Annotated in this window: 21 protein-coding genes and 1 pseudogene; 10 read left to right on the forward strand and 12 right to left on the reverse strand. The window is 47.7% G+C overall.

Annotated elements, in window-relative coordinates:
- Positions 1–108: ATP-binding protein (locus HCN83_RS18480; RefSeq protein ID WP_246238267.1), on the forward strand; the 108-nt coding region annotated here is incomplete at its 5' end.
- Positions 109–928: 820 nt separating this feature from the next.
- On the opposite strand, the gene HCN83_RS15345 is transcribed toward HCN83_RS18480, so the two are convergent.
- The 4 genes from HCN83_RS15345 to HCN83_RS15360 all read right to left on the reverse strand — a co-directional run bounded on the left by HCN83_RS15345 (position 929) and on the right by HCN83_RS15360 (position 3,489).
- Positions 929–1,129, reverse strand: a complete 201-nt coding sequence (locus HCN83_RS15345; RefSeq protein WP_168008858.1) for a cold-shock protein — start codon at positions 1,127–1,129, stop codon at positions 929–931.
- Positions 1,130–1,298: 169 nt separating this feature from the next.
- Positions 1,299–1,499 carry a cold-shock protein gene (locus HCN83_RS15350; protein WP_168008860.1) on the reverse strand — a complete coding sequence of 67 codons (201 nt, stop codon included), beginning with the start codon at positions 1,497–1,499 and terminating at the stop codon, positions 1,299–1,301.
- A gap of 169 nt (positions 1,500–1,668) precedes the next feature.
- A complete protein-coding gene (locus HCN83_RS15355; protein ID WP_343033751.1) occupies positions 1,669–2,556 on the reverse strand; it encodes a DMT family transporter in 888 nt (295 codons plus the stop codon).
- A gap of 15 nt (positions 2,557–2,571) precedes the next feature.
- The gene (locus HCN83_RS15360; protein WP_168008864.1) at positions 2,572–3,489 is read right to left on the reverse strand and encodes an aldo/keto reductase; all 918 of its coding nucleotides are present in this window, start codon (positions 3,487–3,489) and stop codon (positions 2,572–2,574) included.
- 290 nt (positions 3,490–3,779) lie between these two features.
- Between HCN83_RS15360 and HCN83_RS15365 the strand changes: the two genes are divergently transcribed.
- Together HCN83_RS15365 and HCN83_RS15370 are read left to right on the forward strand one after the other, a co-directional pair.
- The gene (locus tag HCN83_RS15365; protein WP_168008866.1) at positions 3,780–4,088 is read left to right on the forward strand and encodes a hypothetical protein; all 309 of its coding nucleotides are present in this window, start codon (positions 3,780–3,782) and stop codon (positions 4,086–4,088) included.
- A gap of 448 nt (positions 4,089–4,536) precedes the next feature.
- Positions 4,537–5,574, forward strand: coding sequence for a glycosyltransferase family 2 protein (locus HCN83_RS15370; RefSeq protein WP_168008868.1), 1,038 nt, complete (start codon positions 4,537–4,539; stop codon positions 5,572–5,574).
- A gap of 262 nt (positions 5,575–5,836) precedes the next feature.
- Here the strand turns inward: HCN83_RS15370 and HCN83_RS15375 are convergent, their stop codons facing one another.
- Positions 5,837–7,147 (reverse strand): anaerobic C4-dicarboxylate transporter family protein, encoded by a 1,311-nt coding sequence (locus HCN83_RS15375; protein WP_168008870.1) that lies wholly within the window; start codon positions 7,145–7,147, stop codon positions 5,837–5,839.
- A gap of 363 nt (positions 7,148–7,510) precedes the next feature.
- Between HCN83_RS15375 and HCN83_RS15380 the strand changes: the two genes are divergently transcribed.
- The 3 genes from HCN83_RS15380 to HCN83_RS15390 all read left to right on the forward strand — a co-directional run bounded on the left by HCN83_RS15380 (position 7,511) and on the right by HCN83_RS15390 (position 10,083).
- Positions 7,511–8,737: a DNA polymerase IV gene (locus tag HCN83_RS15380; protein WP_168008872.1), complete on the forward strand. Its 1,227-nt coding sequence runs from the start codon at positions 7,511–7,513 to the stop codon at positions 8,735–8,737.
- Positions 8,734–9,054: a YolD-like family protein gene (locus HCN83_RS15385; protein ID WP_168008874.1), complete on the forward strand. Its 321-nt coding sequence runs from the start codon at positions 8,734–8,736 to the stop codon at positions 9,052–9,054. The genes HCN83_RS15380 and HCN83_RS15385 overlap by 4 nt, the downstream gene beginning before the upstream one ends.
- Before the next feature lie 66 nt (positions 9,055–9,120).
- Complete coding sequence (locus HCN83_RS15390; protein ID WP_168008876.1) at positions 9,121–10,083, forward strand: acetamidase/formamidase family protein; 963 nt, start codon at positions 9,121–9,123, stop codon at positions 10,081–10,083.
- A gap of 67 nt (positions 10,084–10,150) precedes the next feature.
- Here HCN83_RS15390 and HCN83_RS15395 read toward each other — a convergent pair whose 3' ends face one another.
- On the reverse strand, positions 10,151–10,312 hold the full coding sequence (locus HCN83_RS15395) for a hypothetical protein (RefSeq protein ID WP_168008878.1): 162 nt from the start codon (positions 10,310–10,312) through the stop codon (positions 10,151–10,153).
- A 10-nt stretch (positions 10,313–10,322) separates the two neighbouring features.
- Positions 10,323–11,030 carry a septum site-determining protein MinD gene (locus HCN83_RS15400; RefSeq protein ID WP_168008880.1) on the reverse strand — a complete coding sequence of 236 codons (708 nt, stop codon included), beginning with the start codon at positions 11,028–11,030 and terminating at the stop codon, positions 10,323–10,325.
- Positions 11,031–11,125: 95 nt separating this feature from the next.
- Between HCN83_RS15400 and HCN83_RS15405 the strand changes: the two genes are divergently transcribed.
- Entirely contained in the window at positions 11,126–11,299 is a 174-nt protein-coding gene (locus HCN83_RS15405) for a hypothetical protein (protein WP_168008882.1), read from the forward strand.
- A gap of 599 nt (positions 11,300–11,898) precedes the next feature.
- Here the strand turns inward: HCN83_RS15405 and HCN83_RS15410 are convergent.
- Positions 11,899–13,680, reverse strand: coding sequence for a S9 family peptidase (locus tag HCN83_RS15410; RefSeq protein WP_168008884.1), 1,782 nt, complete (start codon positions 13,678–13,680; stop codon positions 11,899–11,901).
- The gene (locus HCN83_RS15415; RefSeq protein WP_168008886.1) at positions 13,677–14,681 is read right to left on the reverse strand and encodes a zinc-binding dehydrogenase; all 1,005 of its coding nucleotides are present in this window, start codon (positions 14,679–14,681) and stop codon (positions 13,677–13,679) included. Before HCN83_RS15415 ends, HCN83_RS15410 begins: the two co-directional genes overlap by 4 nt.
- A 111-nt stretch (positions 14,682–14,792) precedes the next feature.
- Here HCN83_RS15415 and HCN83_RS15420 point away from each other — a divergent pair, with 111 nt between their 5' ends.
- Genes HCN83_RS15420 through HCN83_RS15430 form a run of 3 tightly spaced genes read left to right on the forward strand, consistent with a single transcriptional unit; the run spans position 14,793 to position 16,338 of the window.
- Positions 14,793–15,092, forward strand: coding sequence for a hypothetical protein (locus tag HCN83_RS15420; protein ID WP_168008888.1), 300 nt, complete (start codon positions 14,793–14,795; stop codon positions 15,090–15,092).
- 13 nt (positions 15,093–15,105) lie between these two features.
- A complete protein-coding gene (locus HCN83_RS15425; RefSeq protein WP_168008890.1) occupies positions 15,106–15,594 on the forward strand; it encodes a DUF456 family protein in 489 nt (162 codons plus the stop codon).
- Positions 15,595–15,624: 30 nt separating this feature from the next.
- Positions 15,625–16,338 (forward strand): hypothetical protein, encoded by a 714-nt coding sequence (locus HCN83_RS15430; RefSeq protein WP_168008892.1) that lies wholly within the window; start codon positions 15,625–15,627, stop codon positions 16,336–16,338.
- A gap of 74 nt (positions 16,339–16,412) precedes the next feature.
- Here HCN83_RS15430 and HCN83_RS15435 read toward each other — a convergent pair whose 3' ends face one another.
- The 3 genes and pseudogenes from HCN83_RS15435 to HCN83_RS15445 all read right to left on the reverse strand — a co-directional run bounded on the left by HCN83_RS15435 (position 16,413) and on the right by HCN83_RS15445 (position 21,080).
- Positions 16,413–18,650: a hypothetical protein gene (locus HCN83_RS15435; RefSeq protein WP_168008894.1), complete on the reverse strand. Its 2,238-nt coding sequence runs from the start codon at positions 18,648–18,650 to the stop codon at positions 16,413–16,415.
- 20 nt (positions 18,651–18,670) lie between these two features.
- Positions 18,671–19,216 (reverse strand): annotated as a pseudogene (locus HCN83_RS15440) (peptide-methionine (S)-S-oxide reductase); the annotation flags it as partial.
- A 211-nt stretch (positions 19,217–19,427) separates the two neighbouring features.
- A complete protein-coding gene (locus HCN83_RS15445) occupies positions 19,428–21,080 on the reverse strand; it encodes a glutathione ABC transporter substrate-binding protein (RefSeq protein WP_168008896.1) in 1,653 nt (550 codons plus the stop codon).
- Between the last annotated feature and the right edge of the window lie 121 nt (positions 21,081–21,201).

Below are 21,201 nucleotides of genomic sequence, written 5' to 3' on the forward strand. Positions count from 1 at the left end.
ACAGAAGCCGTTGTGGATCGGTTGATCCACCATTCTCATTTAGTTCTTTTTGGCGGGGATAGTAACCGCATGAAAGAATCCTTTCTCATGAATCAAATCGAGGAATGAGGAAGGAAACGGGGTTCATCATGAGTGGCATGACAAAAAGTACTGCCGTTTTATACATTTTTCTCTTGCCAAATACACATTTTTCTCTGATAAGATTGCTTGTGTTATTCGTTTGAATGAATCGTGTGGTGTTTGACAACTGATTTTTTAGCTATAAGAATACGAGAGAGGTTGTATGTTTAAGAGAAATTGAGGTTGTACAGAGAATGATTCGCGCTTTCTTGACAAAAAAGCTACCTTGAAAATAGCTCGTTCAACCAACGTACATCAAGTTTTTCCATTCTCGGCGAAGGCTTACCCAAGGGCTTGTTCTCGACTACTATTGGTGAAAGAGCGTGACGCCATCATAGATTCTCGCACTGCGCTGATCCTTTCGGTGTCCTCGCCTTCGTTCCACAGCGTTTGTGATGTTCCTCTTTCATGGTGCAGGTTGTCAGTGCAACAGTGTCTCTGTTACGATTCATTGTTGGTAGAAGGACATTTCACCTCCACTCGGGACGAACAGCGCTGCGGGCTCTTCCCCTCTCGTTCCTGCCCAGGCGTCCGCCGGTTTCCGCTTCTATTCAATCATACAGAAGAGAGATCGTTTCGTTCTCTGCCTTTCCGCTTAGGAAAAGCAGAGAGAAGGCGGTTTTCAAGCTACCTGTAGAGAGAGAAAGCCGAAACTCATCTCGTAGGAACAGTGGAAGGAAATCTTTACCGCAAGCGAAAGAAAGTAGTTGCAGTATTATGTTATTCTGATCAACATTAGTCATTAATAGAGCCAAACAAAAAAACTCCCGGGGAATCCCGGGAGTTCCGTATCCTTTAGAAAAGGATATTATGCTTTTGTTACGTTAGCAGCTTGTGGTCCACGCTGACCCTGCTCGATTTCGAAAGAAACAGTTTGACCTTCTTCAAGAGTCTTGAAGCCTTCTTCCTGAATAGCGGAGAAGTGTACGAATACGTCGTCCTGTCCTTCTACCTCGATGAAACCGAAACCTTTTTCTGCGTTAAACCATTTTACTGTACCTGTAGTCATGGATAATCCTCCTGCGCGGTCTGTGCCGCATATTTATTACTTAATTGAGCTCTCGTATTATCGTGCAAGAGGAACTGACTAGTTCTTCATCTTACGTGACGATTGAAATCTCAATAAGCGATCAAAAATGTGAATTGGTGTTGCTTTGAACAGTAGATGCTGCTGGTTATTAGCCCTTTGTTACGTTAGCAGCCTGTGGTCCACGCTGTCCTTGCTCGATTTCGAAAGAAACAGTCTGACCTTCTTCCAAAGACTTGAATCCTTCTTCCTGAATCGCGGAGAAGTGTACGAATACGTCGTCCTGTCCTTCTACCTCGATGAAACCGAAACCTTTTTCTGCGTTAAACCATTTTACTGTACCTTGAGTCATGCATAATCCTCCTGCGCGGTTATTTTAACCGCATAATATTACTTGATTGAGCAGTTCTTTTATTCGTGCAAGAGGAACTTTCCAGTTCTTCACTTACTTTCATAGCCGAACCTCAATAAGCTATTTCCTAGTATAGTACATGAAACCTAAAAAGGAAACCCCTTTTTTATTATTTCTTATCTTTCCCTCTGCTGGAAGCCGTCATCCATACCCCCATCATCACAATGAGTGCTCCTCCAATATGCGGAAGTCTGATGGTTTCATTAAGCCATGCGGCTGCTCCTGTCATCGTAAAGACGGGAAGCAAATTAAGAAAAACAGACGCTTTTGCGGCTCCCATTTCACCGACGGCTTTGTTAAACAGGATCAGCGCAATGATGGACGGGAAGATCCCGAGGTACACTATGCCCGCCGTTTCGGGCATTCCAGGCTGCGGAAGCCCGAGCAGAAACCATTCAGCAGCTGTGAATGGAAGCAAAATGACGACAGAGAGGCCGTTCATGACAAAGACAGCTGCAAATGCGGGGAAAAATCCCATGTAAGTTTTGACGAGAAGGGAATAGGCAGACCAGCACAGTATTGCCCCAATCATAAGTACATCCCCCGGGTTCCACTCGATGCCTCCCCCTGTAAACAGCGCTCCCTCGGTGACGACTATCAGTGCACCAATTCCGGACACAGCCGCTCCGGTCCACTGGCGCCAGCCGAGCTTTTCACTTAAAAGTATAGCAGCCAGAAGAATGGTAACTGCCGGTATAGCTGTTTCCAGCACAGCTACATTGGAGGCAGTTGTAAATTGCAGTGAAGCATATATAAATGTATTAAAGAATGTCACACCGGTTATTGTCATCCAGAAAAAAGGCCGCCGCTTTTCCAGAAAAAGGTGCCGGTGCTTCCAGGCTGTTCGCCAGGCGAACGGTGCCAGCACTAAAAAAGCAAACAGCAGGCGCAGGAAGGCGATCGTAAATGGAGGCAAATCATTTATCGCTTTACCCGTAAGGATATTGCCGGAATAAAACAGGACGACAAGAATCATTAACAGCGATCCGCGTAAAATGACGAGTTTCCTCCTTTACGGCAGGTCGTTGCCTGCAGCTGTATAAAGTCCATACCATTCTTCGCGGGTCAGATCGACCTTTGAAGCAGCGGCGGCCTGACGGATCCGTTCCGGAGTCATCGATCCAACTACCGGCTGAATGGAAGCTGGTATACGCAGAAGCCAGGCTGCTGCTGCAGTTGTTTTCGATATCCCCTTTTCTTCAGCAAGCTCTCTCAGCTTTTTATTTAGTTCCGGAAAGTCATCATTGTCAATAAACGGTCCTTCGATCATGCCGTGCTGAAACGGTGACCAGGCCTGAATGGTGATGTTTTCTTTTCTGCAGTATTCCAGCAGCATCCCATCCCGGTGAATCGCGCCATCCTGGTGCATGTTAACCTGCAGCCCGGCATCGATAATTGGTGTATGCATCAGGCTAAGCTGAACCTGATTAACGATCAGCGACACGTCTACGTACTGTTTTAGCAGCTCAATTTGTCCGGGATGATGGTTGCTCACCCCGAAATAATTAACTTTCCCGCTTTTTTTCAACTCCGAAAATGCCGATGCCACCTCTTCCGGCTCCATCAGTGCATCAGGCCTGTGGAGGACAAGAATGTCCAGATGATCTGCTCCGAGCCGCTTCAGAATACTGTCAACGGAAGTCACGATATGTTCCTTGGAAAAATCGTAAAACCCGCTGCGGATCCCGCATTTTGACTGAAGAATCATCTTGTCACGATCGGCACCTTTTAAGTCAATGGCTTTTCCAAACACTTCCTCTGAAGCTCCCTTTCCGTAAATATCTGCATGATCGAAAAGCGTGACCCCTTCTTCCAGGCTTGTACGGATTACATTCTCTGCATCCTTCGGGCTCATGTCTGCCATCCGCATGCACCCCAGGGCTACTTCCCCTGCCTGCAAAGGACTGTTTCCGATATTTATGACTTTCATCCTACCACTCCTTGATTTCTTCTTATCTGAGACCTGTTTTATTGTAGCATAAGGCCGTTTCTGACAGTGCAGAAACCGCTTACTTTGTTTTTACATAAAAAGGGATTAAAAAGAGTAAATAAACGATTGACTATTTTTAAATCTGAGTATTCAGGTTTATTTACCTACCCTCTTTATACGGTTTATATTTGGGTCAGGAAAAACGTGATGCGTCATGATTTTCTGTTGGCATCGGGCGGGTTCTCCGGTTCCCGCCGCCAGAAATATTTGTTTATGGAGGGTTGTACTGTATGGATGTTCGTATGAATACGCGTACGCGTCAATGGCTGCTGAAACAGGGTGGTGTCGTAACGGTTGATCCGTTTGTATTTCCGGGACTGATTAAAAACAAACGGATTCTGATTGATCATGATATTTCTCACGCGGAGCCGGAGAACAAAGAAGCTTATCACCAGTTTGATGTCGATGGAATTACGGTTTATCTCCACCGTAGCCTTACGATGAAGCACGCTGTCACCTTTTCTGTCGGAGGACGTGCACCGTTTGAGCAGATGCAGGTGAGCGGCGTACGCCGTCTTTTTACTGAAAATACGTGGTAATAATTACTTTACCTCTTTTAGAGGCTGGACTCCTACCAGCCTCTTTTTATCTTAACTCCGAATTCCTCATTAACATTTATCTATAAAAACACTTTTGAGATGAATTGAATTTCTCGATAACAGAAATAATTTTACTTGTTAGAGCAATAGTTGCACATCTCCCTTAAGTTAAGAAGGAGTTATTCATGAATTTGCTTTATATTCAATATAAACTAGACAATTTTTCTTATTATCTGTCTAAGAGCTATTTCCTCATCAAGTTTATTACTTCTATTACTAAACAACGAACATTTTTATACCCTCTCTTTTTAATATATCTTTTAAAAATAAATCGTTTTTAAGATTTGGAACTTTGGCTATTGTAATATTGGTCATCAATGACTATAATGTGCGTTATAAAGAACGAACTGCATCAGCACGTTACATTTTTCAAAAGGAGATGAATATTATGAATACCGAACCACTCATTTCAGTAATCATACCTGTCTATAATGTTGAAAGTTATGTAGACAAATGTCTGAAAAGTGTAATAAACCAATCCTATAAAAACTTAGAAATTATCATTGTAAATGATGGTTCAACAGATAGTTCTGCTTTAATTTGTAGAAAGTATCTTACCATAGATAAGAGAATTATTTTTATAAATCAAAAAAACAAAGGACTTTCATCTGCTCGAAACACAGGTTTGAATGTAGCTCAAGGAGAATTCATTGGTTTCGTTGATTCAGACGATTATATTCATTCTGATATGTATTTATTGCTAATGAATGCATTGAGAATTGAACAAGCTGATCTGGCTATCGGTGGCTATGAAAAAGTATTTGATACTGATGAGCAACAATCATCTTTGAATATTAATTTTTCTTCCACATTAAATTATAATTGTACTCGTTCTAAACTGTTTAATCATCTTTTTGATGAGCGCGCTATCCAGACAATTATAGCCTGTAACAAATTATACAAGCGATACCTTTTTGATAACGTACGTTATCCAATTGGAAAAATTCATGAAGATGAATTTGTTATTCACCATATTCTGAATAAAGTTTCCAAGGCCGTATATTTAGATCTCCCACTATATTTATACGTACAACGTAAATCTAGCATAATGAATACTCCGTTTAGCTTGAAAAATTTGGACTTAGCTAATGCTTACAATAATCGCTTTAAAATGTTTCAAAGTATTGATAATAATCATTTAATGTCTAAAGCATTATATTCTTATTTATCTTTATGTATGTCACATTATTATAGTGTCAAAAAGTTATCTCCCGATAAACAAGATGTGTTAAAAGAAATCAGAAGAAATATTACAGAAAATGTTTCTATTTACAACTCACTTCTCCCTCCAAAATTTCGACGCAATATTTATTTCTTCATAATCAGTCCCGTTTTATATCAAACAAAACATTTTGTGGCTTCTAATATTTATACGGTTGTAAACAAACTTACTTTAAAGAAAAAATCAGTATCGTCAACTTTGTAATAGGGACTCTAATAAGATTAAAGTGAAAAACTTTACTTAATAAATAGCTTAAATATATTTTGCAATTTTAAAGCCTGAAATAGTAAATATATGTAATTTAAAGTAGTGAATTGTAAGCTTTAATATCTGCTAGATTGTTTTCAAATGTCACTTATAAGATAGAAAAGCCACTCTTTCCAGTCAAAGCGAAAAAAGAGTGGCTTAGATTTTGTGTTTTCTCACTACCATTAAAATTCGGGAGGGTTCAGTAATTCCCTTTCACTTAAAATAACGCCGTAAAGGCAAACCCTAATGCAACGGCACTAATAATCGCAATCAGCCCCGGAATCATAAAGCTGTGGTTGAATACATAATTGCCGATTTTCGTTGTTCCGGTCCGGTCAAAGTTGATCGCGGCAATAAGCGGACCGTAATTTGGAATGAAGAAATAGCCGTTTACTGCCGGGAACATGGCAATCAGAAACAGCGGGTTGATGCCTAATCCAACTGCAAGCGGCATCAGCGCACTGACCGTAGCCGCCTGGCTGTTGAGGAAAATCGACATAAAGAACAGGGCAAATGCAAAGATCCACGGCGCTGTTTCCACCATTCCCTGTACGGCCGGCTCAATTTGATCCATATTCGCCTGGAAGAACGTATCTCCCATCCAGGCAATTCCGAATATCGCAACGACCGCTACAATTCCTGCACGGAATACGCTTCCCTCTGCCAGTTTATTCACATTGACTTTGCCTGCCAGAATGATGACGGCAGCAACTGTCAGCATAATGATCTGAATCGTATACGGCATCGACAGCGGCTCCATCTCACCGTCTACAGCAAAGGACGGCCTGAGCTCCGGGATACTTCCAAGCACGACAATCAGCATAGCCGCAGTCAGAAACAGCCAGACAGATAGCTTTGAGACGGTCGTTACTTCTGCAGTGTTTTCTCTCACTGCAGCCGGACGCAGCCCTTCTTTTACACGCTTTTGGTATTCCGGGTCGTCCTCCAGCTCAGCCCCGCGCTTTCGAATGGCGAAGGCAGAAATCATAATCGCTGTAAAGGTTGCCGGAATGGTTACGGCAAGAATTTGAAAGAGTGTAATGTCGAATGGCGCCAGCAGAGCTACTAAGGCAACGGTTGCAGCTGAAATCGGGCTGGCTGTGATCGCCTGCTGCGAAGCAATGACAGCAATGGACATCGGTCGCTCCGGTCGTACTTTCGATTCCTGTGCAACTTCAGAAATAACTGGAAGCAGCGTATAGGCGACGTGGCCGGTTCCCGCAAAAAAGGTGAAGAAATACGTGACTACCGGTGCCATAAACGTAATACGCTGCGGGTTTTTACGCAGAATTTTTTCTGCCAGTCCGATCAGGTAATCCATGCCGCCCGAGGCCTGCAGTGCACCCGCTGCAGTAATAACCGCGACGATCATCAGCATCACGTCGATCGGCGGCGACGTCGGCTCCAGACCGAAACCAAACGTCAAAATGGCAAGACCGACACCGCCCATGACGCCGAGGCCGATCCCTCCGATTCTTGCTCCTATTACGATAGCGGCCAGAACGACCGCGAACTGAATCCAAAACATAGCGCTGTTCCTCCTGATTCATTGATGCAGACTGGTGTCTGTTTAACGCTCTTTATCATAGCAGTACACTGCAGAGATGACGAGTCAGCTGTAGCCGGCTTCTTACCATTTTAGGCTGTTCTGCGTTCTCAAATCGCCCTGAGCTTACCGCTCCTCTTATTTTAAAGATTATAATCGCGTATTCACATCAATCAGCTCATGAAATCGATTACATCTTCTGATTGCTTTTACTTCTCATTTTTCAAACTAATTTCATGTTTGACAATGAATCAAAAACGGAAATAAATAAGCGAACACACGTTCTTGACCTGTTATATTGTTCACGGTAAGATAAGCGTATGAATTTCATCAGGAGGGCTCAGGATGAACCAGACTATTTTTCTTATTGATATGCAATCGTTTTTTGCCTCTGTGGAACAGCAGAAGTACGGACTTGCACCGGGAACGCCGCTTGTCGTTTCAGGCGCTCCCTCGCGTCCGTCCGGCGTGATTCTGGCTGCGAGTCCGGAAGCGAAACAAGCTGGCATTACCAACGGGGAACGACTCCGCGATGCAAGGCTGAAGTGTCCGAATGTCCGTGTTGTACCACCTCATATGCAGGATTATCTCGACTGGTCGCTGCGCATCACGGATATTTTTGAAACCTTTACTGATCAGGTAGAGCCGTACAGCATTGATGAGCAGTTTATGGATGTGTCCGGTTCGATCCATCTGTTCGGTTCACCGGAACAGACAGCTGCTGCCGTTCAGGAAGCCGTCTATCAGGAAACCGGAGTTTATGCGCGTGTCGGTATCGGCGACAATAAGGTGCTTGCTAAAATGGCATGTGATTTATTTGCAAAGAAGAACAAAAATGGTCAGGCCCGGCTCACATTAGAGAACGTGGAAGCGCATCTCTGGCCGCTTCCTGTAGACGATCTTTTCCGTGCCGGCACGAAAATGAGCCGGCACCTGCGCATGCGCGGGCTGCAGACAATTGGAGACTTTGCGGCACTGGAGCCGGAAGAAGTCCGCTCCAGATGGGGCATTCACGGTCAGGTGCTGTGGATGAATGCACGCGGCGTCGACTATTCCCCTGTTACTGCCGAGACCTTCTCCAGTCAAAAAGCGATTGGAAACGGAATGACGCTTCCGGCTGAATACGTTCGTCTGGAAGATATTGAACTTGTGCTGCTCGAGCTTTGCGATGAAGTATGCAGCCGGGCCCGGCGGGAGTTGAAAGCAGGACTGACTGTTTCCTGCGGTGCTTCTGGTCCGGCCGGCGGCTTTCACCGCAGCATCTCCATGCAGGAGCCGTCCAGTGCCGCAGCTTCAGTCTTTTCTGCAGCAGCTTCTCTGCTGCGCCGCTTCTGGTCAGGCTTCCCTGTCCGCCGGCTTCATGTTTCCCTATCCGGACTTTCACCTGATGGATGCATCCAGTTAAATCTGTTTCGCGACCCTGAAAAGCAGCTCGCCTCCCGGGAGATCGGCTATACAACGGACCGCATCCATGAACGCTTTGGCAAGGACGCCGTCAGGCGCGCCTCTTCCATGCTGCCAGCTTCACAGTTTCAGGAACGGGCCCAGCGAATAGGTGGTCATTTTAAATGAACGATCGCTATTTAAAACGTGGAAATTTAATGTGGGAAGGCAGCAGAATGATGCTGCACGAGCATACTGCTGCTTTAAAAAAGCGGGCCGAGCTTCAGAAGCGTACGCCTCCTCCGGCTCTTACTTCTGAGGACTGGGAGCTTTTTGGAGAGCGCCTTCATGCGGCTTCCGAGCATGAATTCGAGCTGGAGCTTCTTTACTGGCAGGACGGCTCCGTTTTTTCCGTGACCGGAGTGCCTGTTTTAAAAGCAGGATACATCTATATAGAAGAAACGAGACTGGTGCCAGAACAGCTGATCCGGGCAGCATATGCATAATACTTTTCAATTCAGAACGGCTGTGTCATGCTCACAATGGAACAATCATAAAAGGAGTTGACCAGCATGACGCATCATACGATTCCCTTAAGTCAAAGTGTACTGCGCGGTTCGTTCAGCCGGGACTACGATCCTGTGCTGACAGCTGCTTCCGGGGATACCATTACATTTCAAACACCCGATATTGAATGGGGCTACAGCCCTGATCCGGATACGGCGAAACGACAGCTTCGGCCGGCTGCCGAAGAAGCGGATCCAAAACACCCGGTCATCGGTCCAATTGAGATTGAGAAAGCTTCTCCCGGCATGACGCTCGAAATACGCATTCAGAAGCTTGAGCCGGGCTGGTATGGACGAAGCTGGGGCGGCGGAGCCGGAACTTGGCAGAGCGATGCCATGCAGCTGACAGGGGAACGCACGGCAGTCGACTGGCGCCTCGACCGGAATGCCTCTGCCGCGACTGCGGAAATAGGCGAGGCGTCGTACACGGTGCCGATGCAGCCATTTCTAGGCTTACTTGCTTTGCAGCCCCGCGGAAGAGACGTCTATCCGACTCCTCCCCCCTACTATACAGGCGGCAATATAGACTGCCGCGAGCTGACAGAAGGAAGCAGCCTTTTCCTTCCTGTTGAAACAGAAGGAGCGATGCTCTATGCCGGAGACGGGCATGCAGCTCAGGGCGATGGTGAAGTAAGCGGCACCGCAATCGAATGTCCAATGGATGAAGCGAGCATTCAGATCATTCTTCATCCGGACATGACACTTACTCAGCCTTATGCAACAACACCCGCCGGACTTATTACATTCGGTTTTGATACAGACCTGAACATCGCGTGTGCCAATGCTCTGCGGGATATGAACCGACGAATTGCGGCCGCATATGAGATCACCGAGGAGCAGGCAGCGGCGATTGCAGGAGCTGTTGTTGACCTTCGCATTACTCAGGTTGTCAACGGTGTGAAAGGTGTCCATGCTGTTCTTCCTGAAGGGCGGCTCCACGTAACCGGTAAAGCGAATAAACGAATCTAAACAGAGCACTAAAAAACGCTTCCGAAGCCTGCTGGCTTTCGGAAGCGTTTTTATTTACTACAAATGATCAGGCCCCGGGTTTACGGGTCCGGTTTGAAAATCGGGCTACCGTATAGTACGCCCGGTCGTACAATTTCGCTTTTTCTCGCCGGCGGCGGCGTTCCAGGGATATCCATCCGCCGATGGCAGCAGCTGCAGCTGCTGCCGCAAGTATGATCAGCATCCACATAGCAGACTCCTTATTTTATACGACGATCTCCTGCATCAAACTGCAGAAAGGAAGTCAATTTTTTCCACCCTCGTCCGTAAGCGGATAATGGACGAAGCGTTCGATACGACCGATTCGTGCCGTCTTTCAGGTTGCGGGCTGCGTGCCGGAAACGCTGAGCCGAATCCTGATCAGGGTACAAAGCAACAGGAAACGCTGATTCAGAAGCTTTCATATGTGTAATCCATCCGATTACATTATCGGACAGCGTATAGGAAAGGCAGGCGGCCATCGTACTGTCTTTTTCGGGATCATACCGGTTCAGGATGACGGCCGGCGAAATGCCGATCGATTCCAGCTTTCCGACGACACCATCTGCACACGGGATGGAGCTTTCCTCCATGGTCGTAACGAGCACCGTATGAGAACTCAGCTCTCCCCAAGTCAGGTAAGACATATGCGGAACATCTGCAATAATCCATTCAAAGGTGCCCAATTCTGCTTCATGCTTAATGCTGGAGAGATCTGCTGTCTCCGCCCGCATGATTTTCAGCAGCGGTGTATACGGCACACTTCCGTCCGCCGTTCCGGCCGCACCGGCGAGACAGCCAGCCTTTTCCGCACAGTCAATCAGCAGTACGCGCCGGCCGCCCAGAGCGAGCGAAACAGCGAGATTAACAGCTGTCGTCGTTGCTCCTGATCCTGTCTCACCACTGGTAACACTGACAAATGGAATCATTGCAAAACGCCTCCTTTTAAAAATGAATACCTTCCGCGGGTGTTTCTCCTCTGCTACAATAAGAAGCATAGAGCCTGAACAAGGAGGTTTTCAACATGAATTCACGCTATCACTGCTGTGCCACCTGCAGACATTTCTATGCGGAGAAAACGAAAAACGGTATGGCATACACATGTGTGCGCCTGGGATATGTAACGAAACCGAATTATCAGTTTTCCTGCTGGGATCCGCGCAGCGACATCCGGACAAAAATGGAGAACGAACAGTGAAGTTCTTTACCCGAATCAGCGGACCTTAAACACCGGTCGTATGAGAACGCATGTTCTATTTAACCATTAACCTGCTGCGATGTCAACCCGGTTTTTCTTCTTCCCGACCTGTCGGAGCTGCCTGTTGCATCGTGCTTCAGCATCACTGCAAGGAGTGCCGAAAAAATAAGGCTCTTTTAATGACTGGTGTTGATAGGAATAACATACGCCTGCAACTGCTTTTTTTCGCTTCCAGCAAAGAATTCCTTCCGCTATCCCTTCCTTGCGTATGAGGTGAGCTTCGCGCTTTTTTTCTCTGCAGGTATCCCGAAAGTCATCTTCTCTCTGCTTTTTGTAAGCGAAAAGGTAGAGAACGAAACGATTTCTCTTCAGTATGATCGAATAGTAGCGAAAACCGGCGGACGCCTGTGGAAGAACGAGCTGGGAGGATCCCGCAGTGAAGCGAGGAAGCTGAGGAGCTCGTCCACGGCAAGCCTGCCGAGTTGTAGTGATATGTCCTTCTATTAACAACAAACTTTAACAGGGCTAAAAATAAAAAAGAACCGCTCCGACCGAGCGGAGCGGTAATGAAAAAACTATTTCAGCGGAAAGCTGCTGAATTACTGCTGATGCTCGGCCAGAAAGTCGAGCATGCGACGATATACGCGGATTTCATTTTCTTTTTTTGAGAATCCGTGCCCCTCATCATCCAATACGAGATAGTCCACTTCTGTTCCCTGCCGCTTCAATGCTTCCACGATCTGATCCGATTCTTCTTTGACAACCCGGGGATCATTCGCCCCCTGAATGACCAGCATCGGCTTTTTCATGCCGTGAAGATACGTGATTGGAGAATCTTTCTCCAGTCTTTTTTTATCTTTAACCGGATCGCCAAGCCAGCGGTCCATAATCGGCTTCCAATGATCGGGCACCGATTTAATAAACGTGAACAGATTGGAGACACCGAAAATATCCACGACTGCCCGGAAATAGTCGCTGTGACGCCCGTGTAACAGCAGTGCCATGTAGCCGCCGTAGCTGCCCCCGACTAAAAAGAGGCGATCCGGGCTGCAGTATCCTTCTCTGAAAAGCCACTCGATCCCGGCTGTACAATCCAGACGCGGCCCTTCTCCCCAATCTTGTTCCACAAGCTTTACAAATGAAGATCCGTACCCTGTACTTCCGCGGAAGTTCGGAGCAAATACGGCATAGCCTTCGTGCAGAAATGATTGAAACATGGCCCGGTATTGTCGTCTTTCAGCAGCCTGCGGACCACCGTGCGGCCAGAAAATCATGTGACCATTATCTTTTTCCGGCTTTGGACGAAACAACAGTGCTTCAATTTCCCGGCCGTCAAAAGAAGTATAGCTGACCGTTGACGGCTGTACCAACTCTTCGGATGGTACCCCGGGAGCCATATTCTTCGTAATCATCGTCCAGCCGTCATCCTGGAAGCGGAAAATATTTAACGGTATATCCGCTTCCATTCCAAGCACATAAATATCTCCGCTTCCTGTCACCGTCACCTGCTGAATAATCGAAAAGGGTGCTCGAAGCTCTTCCGGATCCGGGGAGCCGCTGCGCCAGCGGTAGAGCTTATCCGCTACGCCTTTTTCTGTAGTGAAAATCAGATCTCCGCTTTCTTCATGCCGTTTCAATGATGTGATGCTTTCATTCGGAAGAGAAAGCACAGGCTGCTGACTGCCGTCCGTCAGATCAACCTCCGTTAAAAACGCGTATTCCGCCTCTTCATTCGTAATCATAAGCAGTGTACTGTCATCCGTAAACACAGCATCTCCGGTAACGTGGGGCTCATCCGGGTTCCGGCTGAGCGGCCGCCATTCCCCATTATAGACAGCATATGCAGGCACATGTGTATTCGCCCGCATTTCGCTCACAACCGCAAGCGATCCATCCGGACTAACCGACTTAAAGAAAGCTGCACCTCGCTTTCCTTCAAACAGCTGCTCAAGCGAATGGCTTTCCAGATCATAGCGCCAACCGGTTAAAAAAGACGAATTGCCTCTGCTCGACGAAAAATACAGACTGCCGTCTTCCCGCAGATCATGAAAAAAATGTTTTTCTCCGGGCCGTGCTTCAAAGAGCTGTTCTGCAAGACCGCCGGACGGAGGCAGTGCATGAAGCTGATAATTTTCATCGCCGTCCTTGTCGAAGGCAGCAACGACACAGGATCCACGCTTATCTTCTTTTAGAAATTGAGCTGACTGGCCGGTCTGAGCGAACAAATAAGGAAAGCCTTTCGGTAAATCCATCGCCCATACGTTCATTTTGCCATTCAGATTCGTTGAAAAAAGCAGCCGTTTTTCATCCGGTGAGATGGAAAAATGCTGAATCACGTAGGTTCGGAAAAACTGCTCGACGCGCGCCGGACGAAATTTCATTCTCCTACCTCCTCAGCAATTCGGAAAGCGATCTTTCCAAATTGAGCGCCTGTATCCAAGCGTTGGAACGCTTCCTCTGCCTGATCCAGTGAAAAAGTCTGGTCCATCAGCGGGTGAACGTTATGCTTGCTGATGAACGCGAGCATGTCACGATATTCTTCGTGACTCCCCATCGTCGATCCTAAAAGGTTGTACTGGCCATAGAAAAACTCACGCAAGTTGAGCTTGACCTCGTCTCCGGCAGAAGCACCAAACATGACCATGGTTCCACCCTTTTTCAGCTGATTCAGAGATTGCTGAAACGTAGCTGCTCCAACTGTCTCAACAACAAGATCCACTTTTTCTCCCTGAAGCTGTTCCTCCCAGTCACCCGCGCTGTCAATGGCTGCATCGGCGCCGGCTTCAAGCGCCATGCGACGTTTTTCCTCCGAACGTGATGTCACTATGACACGGGCTCCAATTTTTTTAGCAAACAAGAGCATAAGTGATACCGCCCCGCTTCCTATACCAGGAAGAAGCACCGTATCGGAGCTCTGCAGGTTTCCCCGGGTGAAAAGAGCCCGGTATGCTGTTAATGCAGCGAGCGAGAAAACACCAGCTTCCTCCCAGGATAAGTGCGGAGGCTTTGGTTCCAGCGAAGAAGCCGGAACGATGACGTATTCTGCAAACGTACCGTGCCCTGGAAAGCCGAGAATTTCAAAGCCTTCCGGCGGAGCCGGACTTTCCTCGAGCCAGTAAAGGCCTGGATTTACAACGACCGCTTCACCTTCTTCAAACCTTTCTACATCTTCTCCAAGCTTGTCTACGAGTCCGGCGCAGTCCGAGCCAATGACAAGCGGATCGTCTTCTTTATGGCGATGAAGCACAAAAAGATCCCGGTGATTCAGGCCGGCGGTAACGACTTTCAATCTGACCTCTCCGGCACCAGGCTCCGGCTTCGGCATATCCTTCAGTGCAGTCCCCTTCAGTCCGGGTTCTCCTGCATGTACAAACGCTTTCATATTGAACGTCCTCCTTTGACACTATCTGATAAAGGCTGATAGTGTTGATTGGTTCCGTTTTCCATTATACTATAAGTAAATGCGTGATTCCCAGCGGGGAGGAGGCGGACAATGAAATTGACGGAAGAACAGCTCCCCGAAAAGGAGCGGCCGGTCTGGCGAAAACTTCAGCAGCTCGAAAACCGGGAAAAGCAGACACTCTGGCTGCTGATTCAGCATTCTTCCAAGGATCACCTCTGTATCGTACAGCACATTACCCCTGCGGTTCAGGCACTTGAACAGCATGGACTGATTCAGGCTAATCCTGCTTATCAAGGTAAAACCGGCATCAGTTTCTACGTACTACGAAACACGCCGCATTTAATGAAAAAGCTGCAGTCTGCCGCTATCCGGCAGGAAAGACCATTATAAGAGGAGGAATAGTGTGGAACTAATTATCTGGGTGGTCATTGCCGCTCTGTTTCTGTTAAGTTTTGTCGGACTTCTTTATCCGATCATCCCATCTGTGCTTGTCATATGGGCGGGCGTTATTTTGTACGTCTTTTTTATTGACGGTGCGGCCGTAAGCTGGTATACGTGGCTGTCGCTTGTGCTGCTTACCATCATCATCTTCGTCGCTGATTACGCCGCCAGCATGTATTTTGTAAAAAAATACGGTTCCACGAAACATGGAATGACGGCAGCAACTGTCGGATTGATTATCGGTACGTTTATTGTGCCGCCGTTTGGTATTTTGTTCGTCCCTTTCCTGCTCGTTATGGCAACGGAACTGGCTCAAAAACGGACGCTCGCTCAAGCTGCCAAAACGGCAATAGGAACGCTGCTGGGCTTTTTAACGAGCACCTTTGCCAAAGCATTGATACAAGCCGCATTGATCGGCATTTTCCTGATCGACGCACTGCTGCTGACGTAATCATACTGTTAAAGGAGAGCCGAACCTGCTATGGAAAGTACTGTTCATAAACATTTAAAACACCAGGCCCTGCTCTGGCTGAAAGATAAAATGACCGATCTCTGCGCGACAGAAGTGAAGTTTATGGTAAAACGGCGAAAACGGACAGCTGATGCGGTCGGAATTAACATGAAGCGGAAAGAATCACGCATTATTGAAGTAAAAGCAACAAGAAGTGATTTTCTGCGCGATGATATTCTGCGTGACGAGCTCGGCTATGAAGCTGTTGCAACGTACGCTTACCTCTTAACACCGACAGGGCTGCTTGCCAAAGAAGAAGTACCGACGCGTTACGGGCTGCTGGAGATTGATGAATACGACAGAATCACCGTCATCAAGCGCCCGACCAAAAACAAGTCTCCGAAGCTGAAGCTGGAAACTTTGATTAAACGAACCGGCCGGGCCGCGACGAACGCTTTTTTGTTTCAGCAGGAAACGAAGCTTTCACGAGATGAAACGGACGGAGTTTACCGAAAAGATCCAGTAGCGGTTATGGTGAGAGCAACATGCCCAGACTGTAAAAAACGCCGCCCTTATCTTTTATCGCCGGAAGCAGCACATGTTACCTGTACTCAGAAATCCTGCGGCAGAACATTTGAATTGAACCGTGCACGCCCCTATCAGACCGCTGCGTATAATGAAGCTTTCATGAAAAAGCTTCATGAGGCAGCCGAAGCAAATGAGACTGAATCTGCGGATACTTGAGCAGGGAAAATACAGCAAAGAGAAAACCAGGCTGGTTTCTCCCGCCTGGTTTTCTTTCTCTCATTCAATCTTAATCAATCCATTAACTGCTCAAAGCCGATATCATCAATAATCATGCGTCCCGGCCCGTCCCCAAACCGAAATTCCAGAGCGATAAGTTCGTCCGGATCATATCCATCAAACAGGGAAACCGGGACCACATATGTCTGAAAAACCGGTTCGATCGCTTCTTCGTACTTTCCTTCACGAAACTGATCTTCTAAAAATGGATAGCGGGAATACTGCGTCCAGATCGCGGAGGGAATGTCATAATACGTTTGCAGCGGGACATCCACCGAACCGCCATCTTCAAACAGCAGCCCGATCTCGAGAGACGGATCTGTAGCCCCCCGCAAATCCCCACCGAGCTCCCTGTCCATCTGAGACATGGAGAACGTGAGCGCATCTTCTGTGCCGCTGAAATAACTCTCGCGATACTCTTCCGGAAGCAGGAGCCTGTATGTTCCGCTTTCTCCCCACTCCAATATAACTCCGTCAGCCGCTTTCCGGTTTCCAGCCCTGTCCTCTGTGGAGGTTTTTGCCCACTCTGTAAACCCTTCAGCTTCTGCTGTCACACCTTCAGGAAACTCACTCCGGTCATTATTGCGGTTAAATGTGACGAGCGGGTTGTAGCGTCCCGTCTGAAACCGTGACACATAACTTGTTTCCGGAAGCCAGTTGGCACCGTATCGTACGTCCCGAAAAAGAGGCTCATACTGACTCTGATTGCGAACTGTCGCGTGCAGGAAGGCAGTGATAAATGTTTTGGCGATTGCCCGCTGATCCTCCGGCTCCATCATCTGTTTTCTGCTTAAAAACATGCCGCCCGGAAGACGCATGTCGGCCCTCCCCCACGCTGTATTAAACTGGCTGTGATTCGCATCCGCGATATAAACAGCTGCTTTCCACTCATTTCCTTCTACCGTTGTCCGCCCATACTGCCTGTCACCCCGGAAATTATGCACATCACCGTCACGAGCACCGTGAAGCGTTAAGTAGTTCACCCCGGAAGGAGCTGCCCTGTCGTCATCAACTGTCTGGTCTGTAGGCGCAAGTCCGACGACAGATGTTACGGGCAGGTCTTCCATACCTGAAAGTGAGAAGTCCCCTTCAAAGAACCGTTCATAATCCGGTACCATTGCCGCAGCCTGGCCGCCTCTTGAGTGACCAATCAACGTCGTCTGCTCCATGTTCAGCATGCCGGAGAGGACGTGGTCTTCGTCACGAACCAGCCTGTTCAGCTCAAGCATATGCTGCATAAACAGCCAGGCGCGCAGCCGCATATTCTCATCCGGGATACCCGTCCAGTTGGAAAAATTAACAAAGTTCTGATCGATGGAAACGGCGGCGTAGCCCTGGCTCGCCAAGTGCTCCCCTAAATAGGTGTAGCCCTCATCAGAAAAGTTTTCCATCCGGTGATTTCCGTGCGCAATTAACACCAGCGGAAACGGTCCTTCTCCTTCCGGAAGCCACATCTCTCCGTTTAAAGGAAACGCAGTTTCATCGAAGCCCCAGAAACGGCTTCTCCATCCCGGCCATTCACCATCGTCCACGTACCTGGAAGCATCGACCGCACTCGTTACAAAGTCCATCTCATCATTAAACTGATCCCGGTGACGGTCGCCGCCGCTCCCATAAAAAAGCTGTACGGTGTTATAGGGACCAGGTTCTCCCGGATGTTCTAATGCAAGCGGAGTGATGTACTGATTCCCATCAAACGTATTATCGGATGAATGATGATCAATTGTAGGATGAAATAATAAGAGAAAAAGAAACCAGCTGAGCGGTACTAGTGAGAGCAGTACTTTTTTCTTTCGAGAGGAAGCCCCGCTCCAGATTTGAAACAAAAAACCGAGTAAATAGGCAGTCAGGATATAAACGCCTGTCATAATAGCTGTAAAAGCTGTGCCGAGACTCGCTTCATCCTGTATGTAATAAACGAGGGCTGCGGTAAACACTGACGCGCTTAACAACACTCTCGGCAGTGGAACGTATAATAGTGAAAGAACGGGTGCCAGCACCGCTGATGTCAGTGCACAGGCTGCTATCGCGGCCAGTGTAAAGGCCGGAACATCAAACCAGACGCCAATACCGGTAGGTGTTGAAAGTGCTCCGATCAGACCGGCAGCGGCAGCTGCTACAAACATTGCAGCAACCGCCCCTTCAAGCCCTTTATCCCATTCAGCTGTCCGCCGGATGCGGATAAGGAACCAGGCCAGGGAACTTCTCACCCTCCCCGCCCTAAAGCTGTTCGTTGTATCAGACTGCGACATGAGCTATTCCTCCAGAAAAACTACCATTTTATCGAAGCGGCCAGCTCCGCTCCTGATGCATCCCCGGCAAGCTGCTGCTGCATTTCTTCAGAAGACATCTCACCGGCTGCACATGCATTCAGCTTGGCTGCCGCTGTCGACCGGTACCAGCTGGCTCCATATGCAGCCGAGAGCGCATTAACCGCACGAGGAAATCGGCGCAGTATATATTTCTGATGATACGCCTCTGCTTCTGTAAATCGTTCGAGAGGCGCCAGTTCTGTATCCACGTGACGATTCGAAGCGTGAAATTCGTGCAGCATGCGCTCGGCTTCCTGGCGCTGCTCTTCTGTTGTATACAATAAAATCGACATATACTGTCTTCCGCCGTATCCGTGATTTTTGCCGGAATGCTGGCCCCAAAACTCTTCCAGCAATGTACGCGTGGATATAAGTTCACTGTCGTACGTAATCTCAATTGTTTCACTGTGCGTTCCCATATCCCGGTATACTGGGTAAGGTTCATTTCCGCCTGCATACCCGCAGCGAATAGATGTAATACCATGTAAACGACCGAACCGGCCGTCGGGTCCCCAGAATCATCCGAGTCCCAGCACTATTTTTTCCTCTGTCATTGCATGTGCCTCCAGTCTGCGCGTGAAGTCAATTTATTTTACCATTTTCTGATCTGTTCTGAAAGAAACAGCAAAAAGCACTGACCGGAGCGTTTCACTCCAGTCAGCGCTTTGTGAGTTCGTCAGCTTGATCTGTTACCGGTTTATCTGAAAGCTCATCGGATTACTGTTCGATTTCCACATCTCTCAGCTGATAAAGTCCAGAACCGTCAGCCCAGAACCCGCTTACCTCGTCTCGGTAGCCCATGATGTGATCCGGGTGATAAAGGAAAGAAGACGGCGCCATTTCATTCAAGTATTCAACGGCTTCCACGTACAGATCTTCACGTGTCTGTTCATCTGTCTCTTCCCGCGCATCTGCAATCAGGGCATCAAACTCCGGATCATCAAAGAAGAAGCGGTTTCCTTCTCCTACAGAGTCAGAATGGAAGAGCTCATGCAGCGGGTAATCCGCATCCATCGTCGGCAAGCTGAGACCGAGAATAAACATGTCGTGTTCGCCTTCAGCTGTAGCATCCAAATATGCACCCCACTCGAGAACCTCGATGGAAACATCTACACCGATCATCGACAAATCCGCCTGAATCAGCTCAGCAATATCCATCCGCTCCTGGCTGTCGTTCGTCCACAGCGTTGTTTCAAATCCGTCTTCATAGCCTGCATCAGCCAAAATCTGCTGAGCCTGCTCCGGATCATATTCATTCGCTTCTACATCATCCGAAAAGCCAAACTGCGTTTCGTTAATCGGTCCGACAGCGGGTGTGCCATTGCCTTCAAGGACCCCTTCAAGCATGTTGTCCTTGTTAACAGCCATATCAAGCGCACGCCTTACGTCCGGATCATTGAACGGCTCAACGTCTGCATTGAAGCCCATGTACGTAATACTTGCTGCTTCTGTCTGGAAAATATTCACTCCGTCTGTTCCTTCTACACGGGACATGTCGCTCGGTGTAACAGGATCAATAATATGGGCAGAACCGGTTTCCAGTTCACCTAGCCGTGTCAGATCTTCTGAAACAACCCGGAATGTGGCAGAATCAACATTTACACGTCCATCCCAATAGTCTTCGTTTGCATCAAGAACAACCTGGTTGCCGGGATCCCAGTCATTTAACGTAAACATTCCGCTTCCAGCAGGCTCTTCGTTTACGATGTCGCCCGGCTGCCCTTCATCTTCCATGTTCTCATAGTCAGCATCAATCAACGCAGGAGAAACCATGCTGGATGGATACGTCGACAAGTGTGCCGGAAGAGCAGAGAATGGCATTTCTGTATGCAGGCGAATCGTGTAATCATCAACGACCTCAATTTCTTCAATGACTTCAAACAAACCTGCGCGTGGAGATCCTACGTCCGGATCGAGAAGTCGTTCGAGGTTTTGCTGCACTACTTCTGCATTGAACTCTTCTCCGTCCGTGAATGTCACATCATCACGGAGCTGAAATTCCCAGACATCTTCTTCCACATCTTCCCAGCTTTCAGCAAGGTGGGGCTGAATTTCAAAGTTCTCGTCTGACTTTGTCAGTGTCTCGAAAATATTAATCTGCACATTTCCGGACGGGACGTCACTTGTCGTGTGCGGATCCAGAGACGTAATGTCAGAAAGGGTCGCAATGATTAAATCGTTTCCTTCCTCCAGCTCTTCTACTTCTCCATCACCCTCATTGTTATCGGCCGCTTCTTCAGTCACGTTGTTATTATCTTCAGGCGGCGCTCCTTCGTTTCCAGCTCCGTCATTATCCGGCTCGCTAGCGCATGCTGCAAGCATCACGACAGAAGCAAGCATACCTGACTTAACATATGTACTTTTCTTCAATGATCCTTCCCCCTAGAAAATATTAGTTAGCAGTCCGAAAAACTACTGTGATGACTAATGTACTAAATTTGTCGAACGATGTAAAGATTGTTTTTTGAAAATTATATTTATTCCCTTCATT

Origin of the sequence: Alkalicoccus luteus (assembly GCF_012034335.1) — a bacterium.
GTDB lineage: Bacteria > Bacillota > Bacilli > Bacillales > Salisediminibacteriaceae > Alkalicoccus > Alkalicoccus luteus_A.

Coding starts and splice junctions, on each gene's coding strand:
- HCN83_RS15345 (WP_168008858.1), bottom strand. CDS start 1,129: ATGACTACAGGTACAGTAAAATGGTTTAACGCAGAAAAAGGTTTCGGT.
- HCN83_RS15350 (WP_168008860.1), bottom strand. CDS start 1,499: ATGACTCAAGGTACAGTAAAATGGTTTAACGCAGAAAAAGGTTTCGGT.
- HCN83_RS15360 (WP_168008864.1), bottom strand. CDS start 3,489: ATGAAAGTCATAAATATCGGAAACAGTCCTTTGCAGGCAGGGGAAGTA.
- HCN83_RS15365 (WP_168008866.1), top strand. CDS start 3,780: ATGGATGTTCGTATGAATACGCGTACGCGTCAATGGCTGCTGAAACAG.
- HCN83_RS15370 (WP_168008868.1), top strand. CDS start 4,537: ATGAATACCGAACCACTCATTTCAGTAATCATACCTGTCTATAATGTT.
- HCN83_RS15375 (WP_168008870.1), bottom strand. CDS start 7,147: ATGTTTTGGATTCAGTTCGCGGTCGTTCTGGCCGCTATCGTAATAGGA.
- HCN83_RS15380 (WP_168008872.1), top strand. CDS start 7,511: ATGAACCAGACTATTTTTCTTATTGATATGCAATCGTTTTTTGCCTCT.
- HCN83_RS15385 (WP_168008874.1), top strand. CDS start 8,734: ATGAACGATCGCTATTTAAAACGTGGAAATTTAATGTGGGAAGGCAGC.
- HCN83_RS15390 (WP_168008876.1), top strand. CDS start 9,121: ATGACGCATCATACGATTCCCTTAAGTCAAAGTGTACTGCGCGGTTCG.
- HCN83_RS15395 (WP_168008878.1), bottom strand. CDS start 10,312: ATGTGGATGCTGATCATACTTGCGGCAGCAGCTGCAGCTGCTGCCATC.
- HCN83_RS15400 (WP_168008880.1), bottom strand. CDS start 11,030: ATGATTCCATTTGTCAGTGTTACCAGTGGTGAGACAGGATCAGGAGCA.
- HCN83_RS15405 (WP_168008882.1), top strand. CDS start 11,126: ATGAATTCACGCTATCACTGCTGTGCCACCTGCAGACATTTCTATGCG.
- HCN83_RS15410 (WP_168008884.1), bottom strand. CDS start 13,680: ATGAAATTTCGTCCGGCGCGCGTCGAGCAGTTTTTCCGAACCTACGTG.
- HCN83_RS15415 (WP_168008886.1), bottom strand. CDS start 14,681: ATGAAAGCGTTTGTACATGCAGGAGAACCCGGACTGAAGGGGACTGCA.
- HCN83_RS15420 (WP_168008888.1), top strand. CDS start 14,793: ATGAAATTGACGGAAGAACAGCTCCCCGAAAAGGAGCGGCCGGTCTGG.
- HCN83_RS15430 (WP_168008892.1), top strand. CDS start 15,625: ATGGAAAGTACTGTTCATAAACATTTAAAACACCAGGCCCTGCTCTGG.
- HCN83_RS15435 (WP_168008894.1), bottom strand. CDS start 18,650: ATGTCGCAGTCTGATACAACGAACAGCTTTAGGGCGGGGAGGGTGAGA.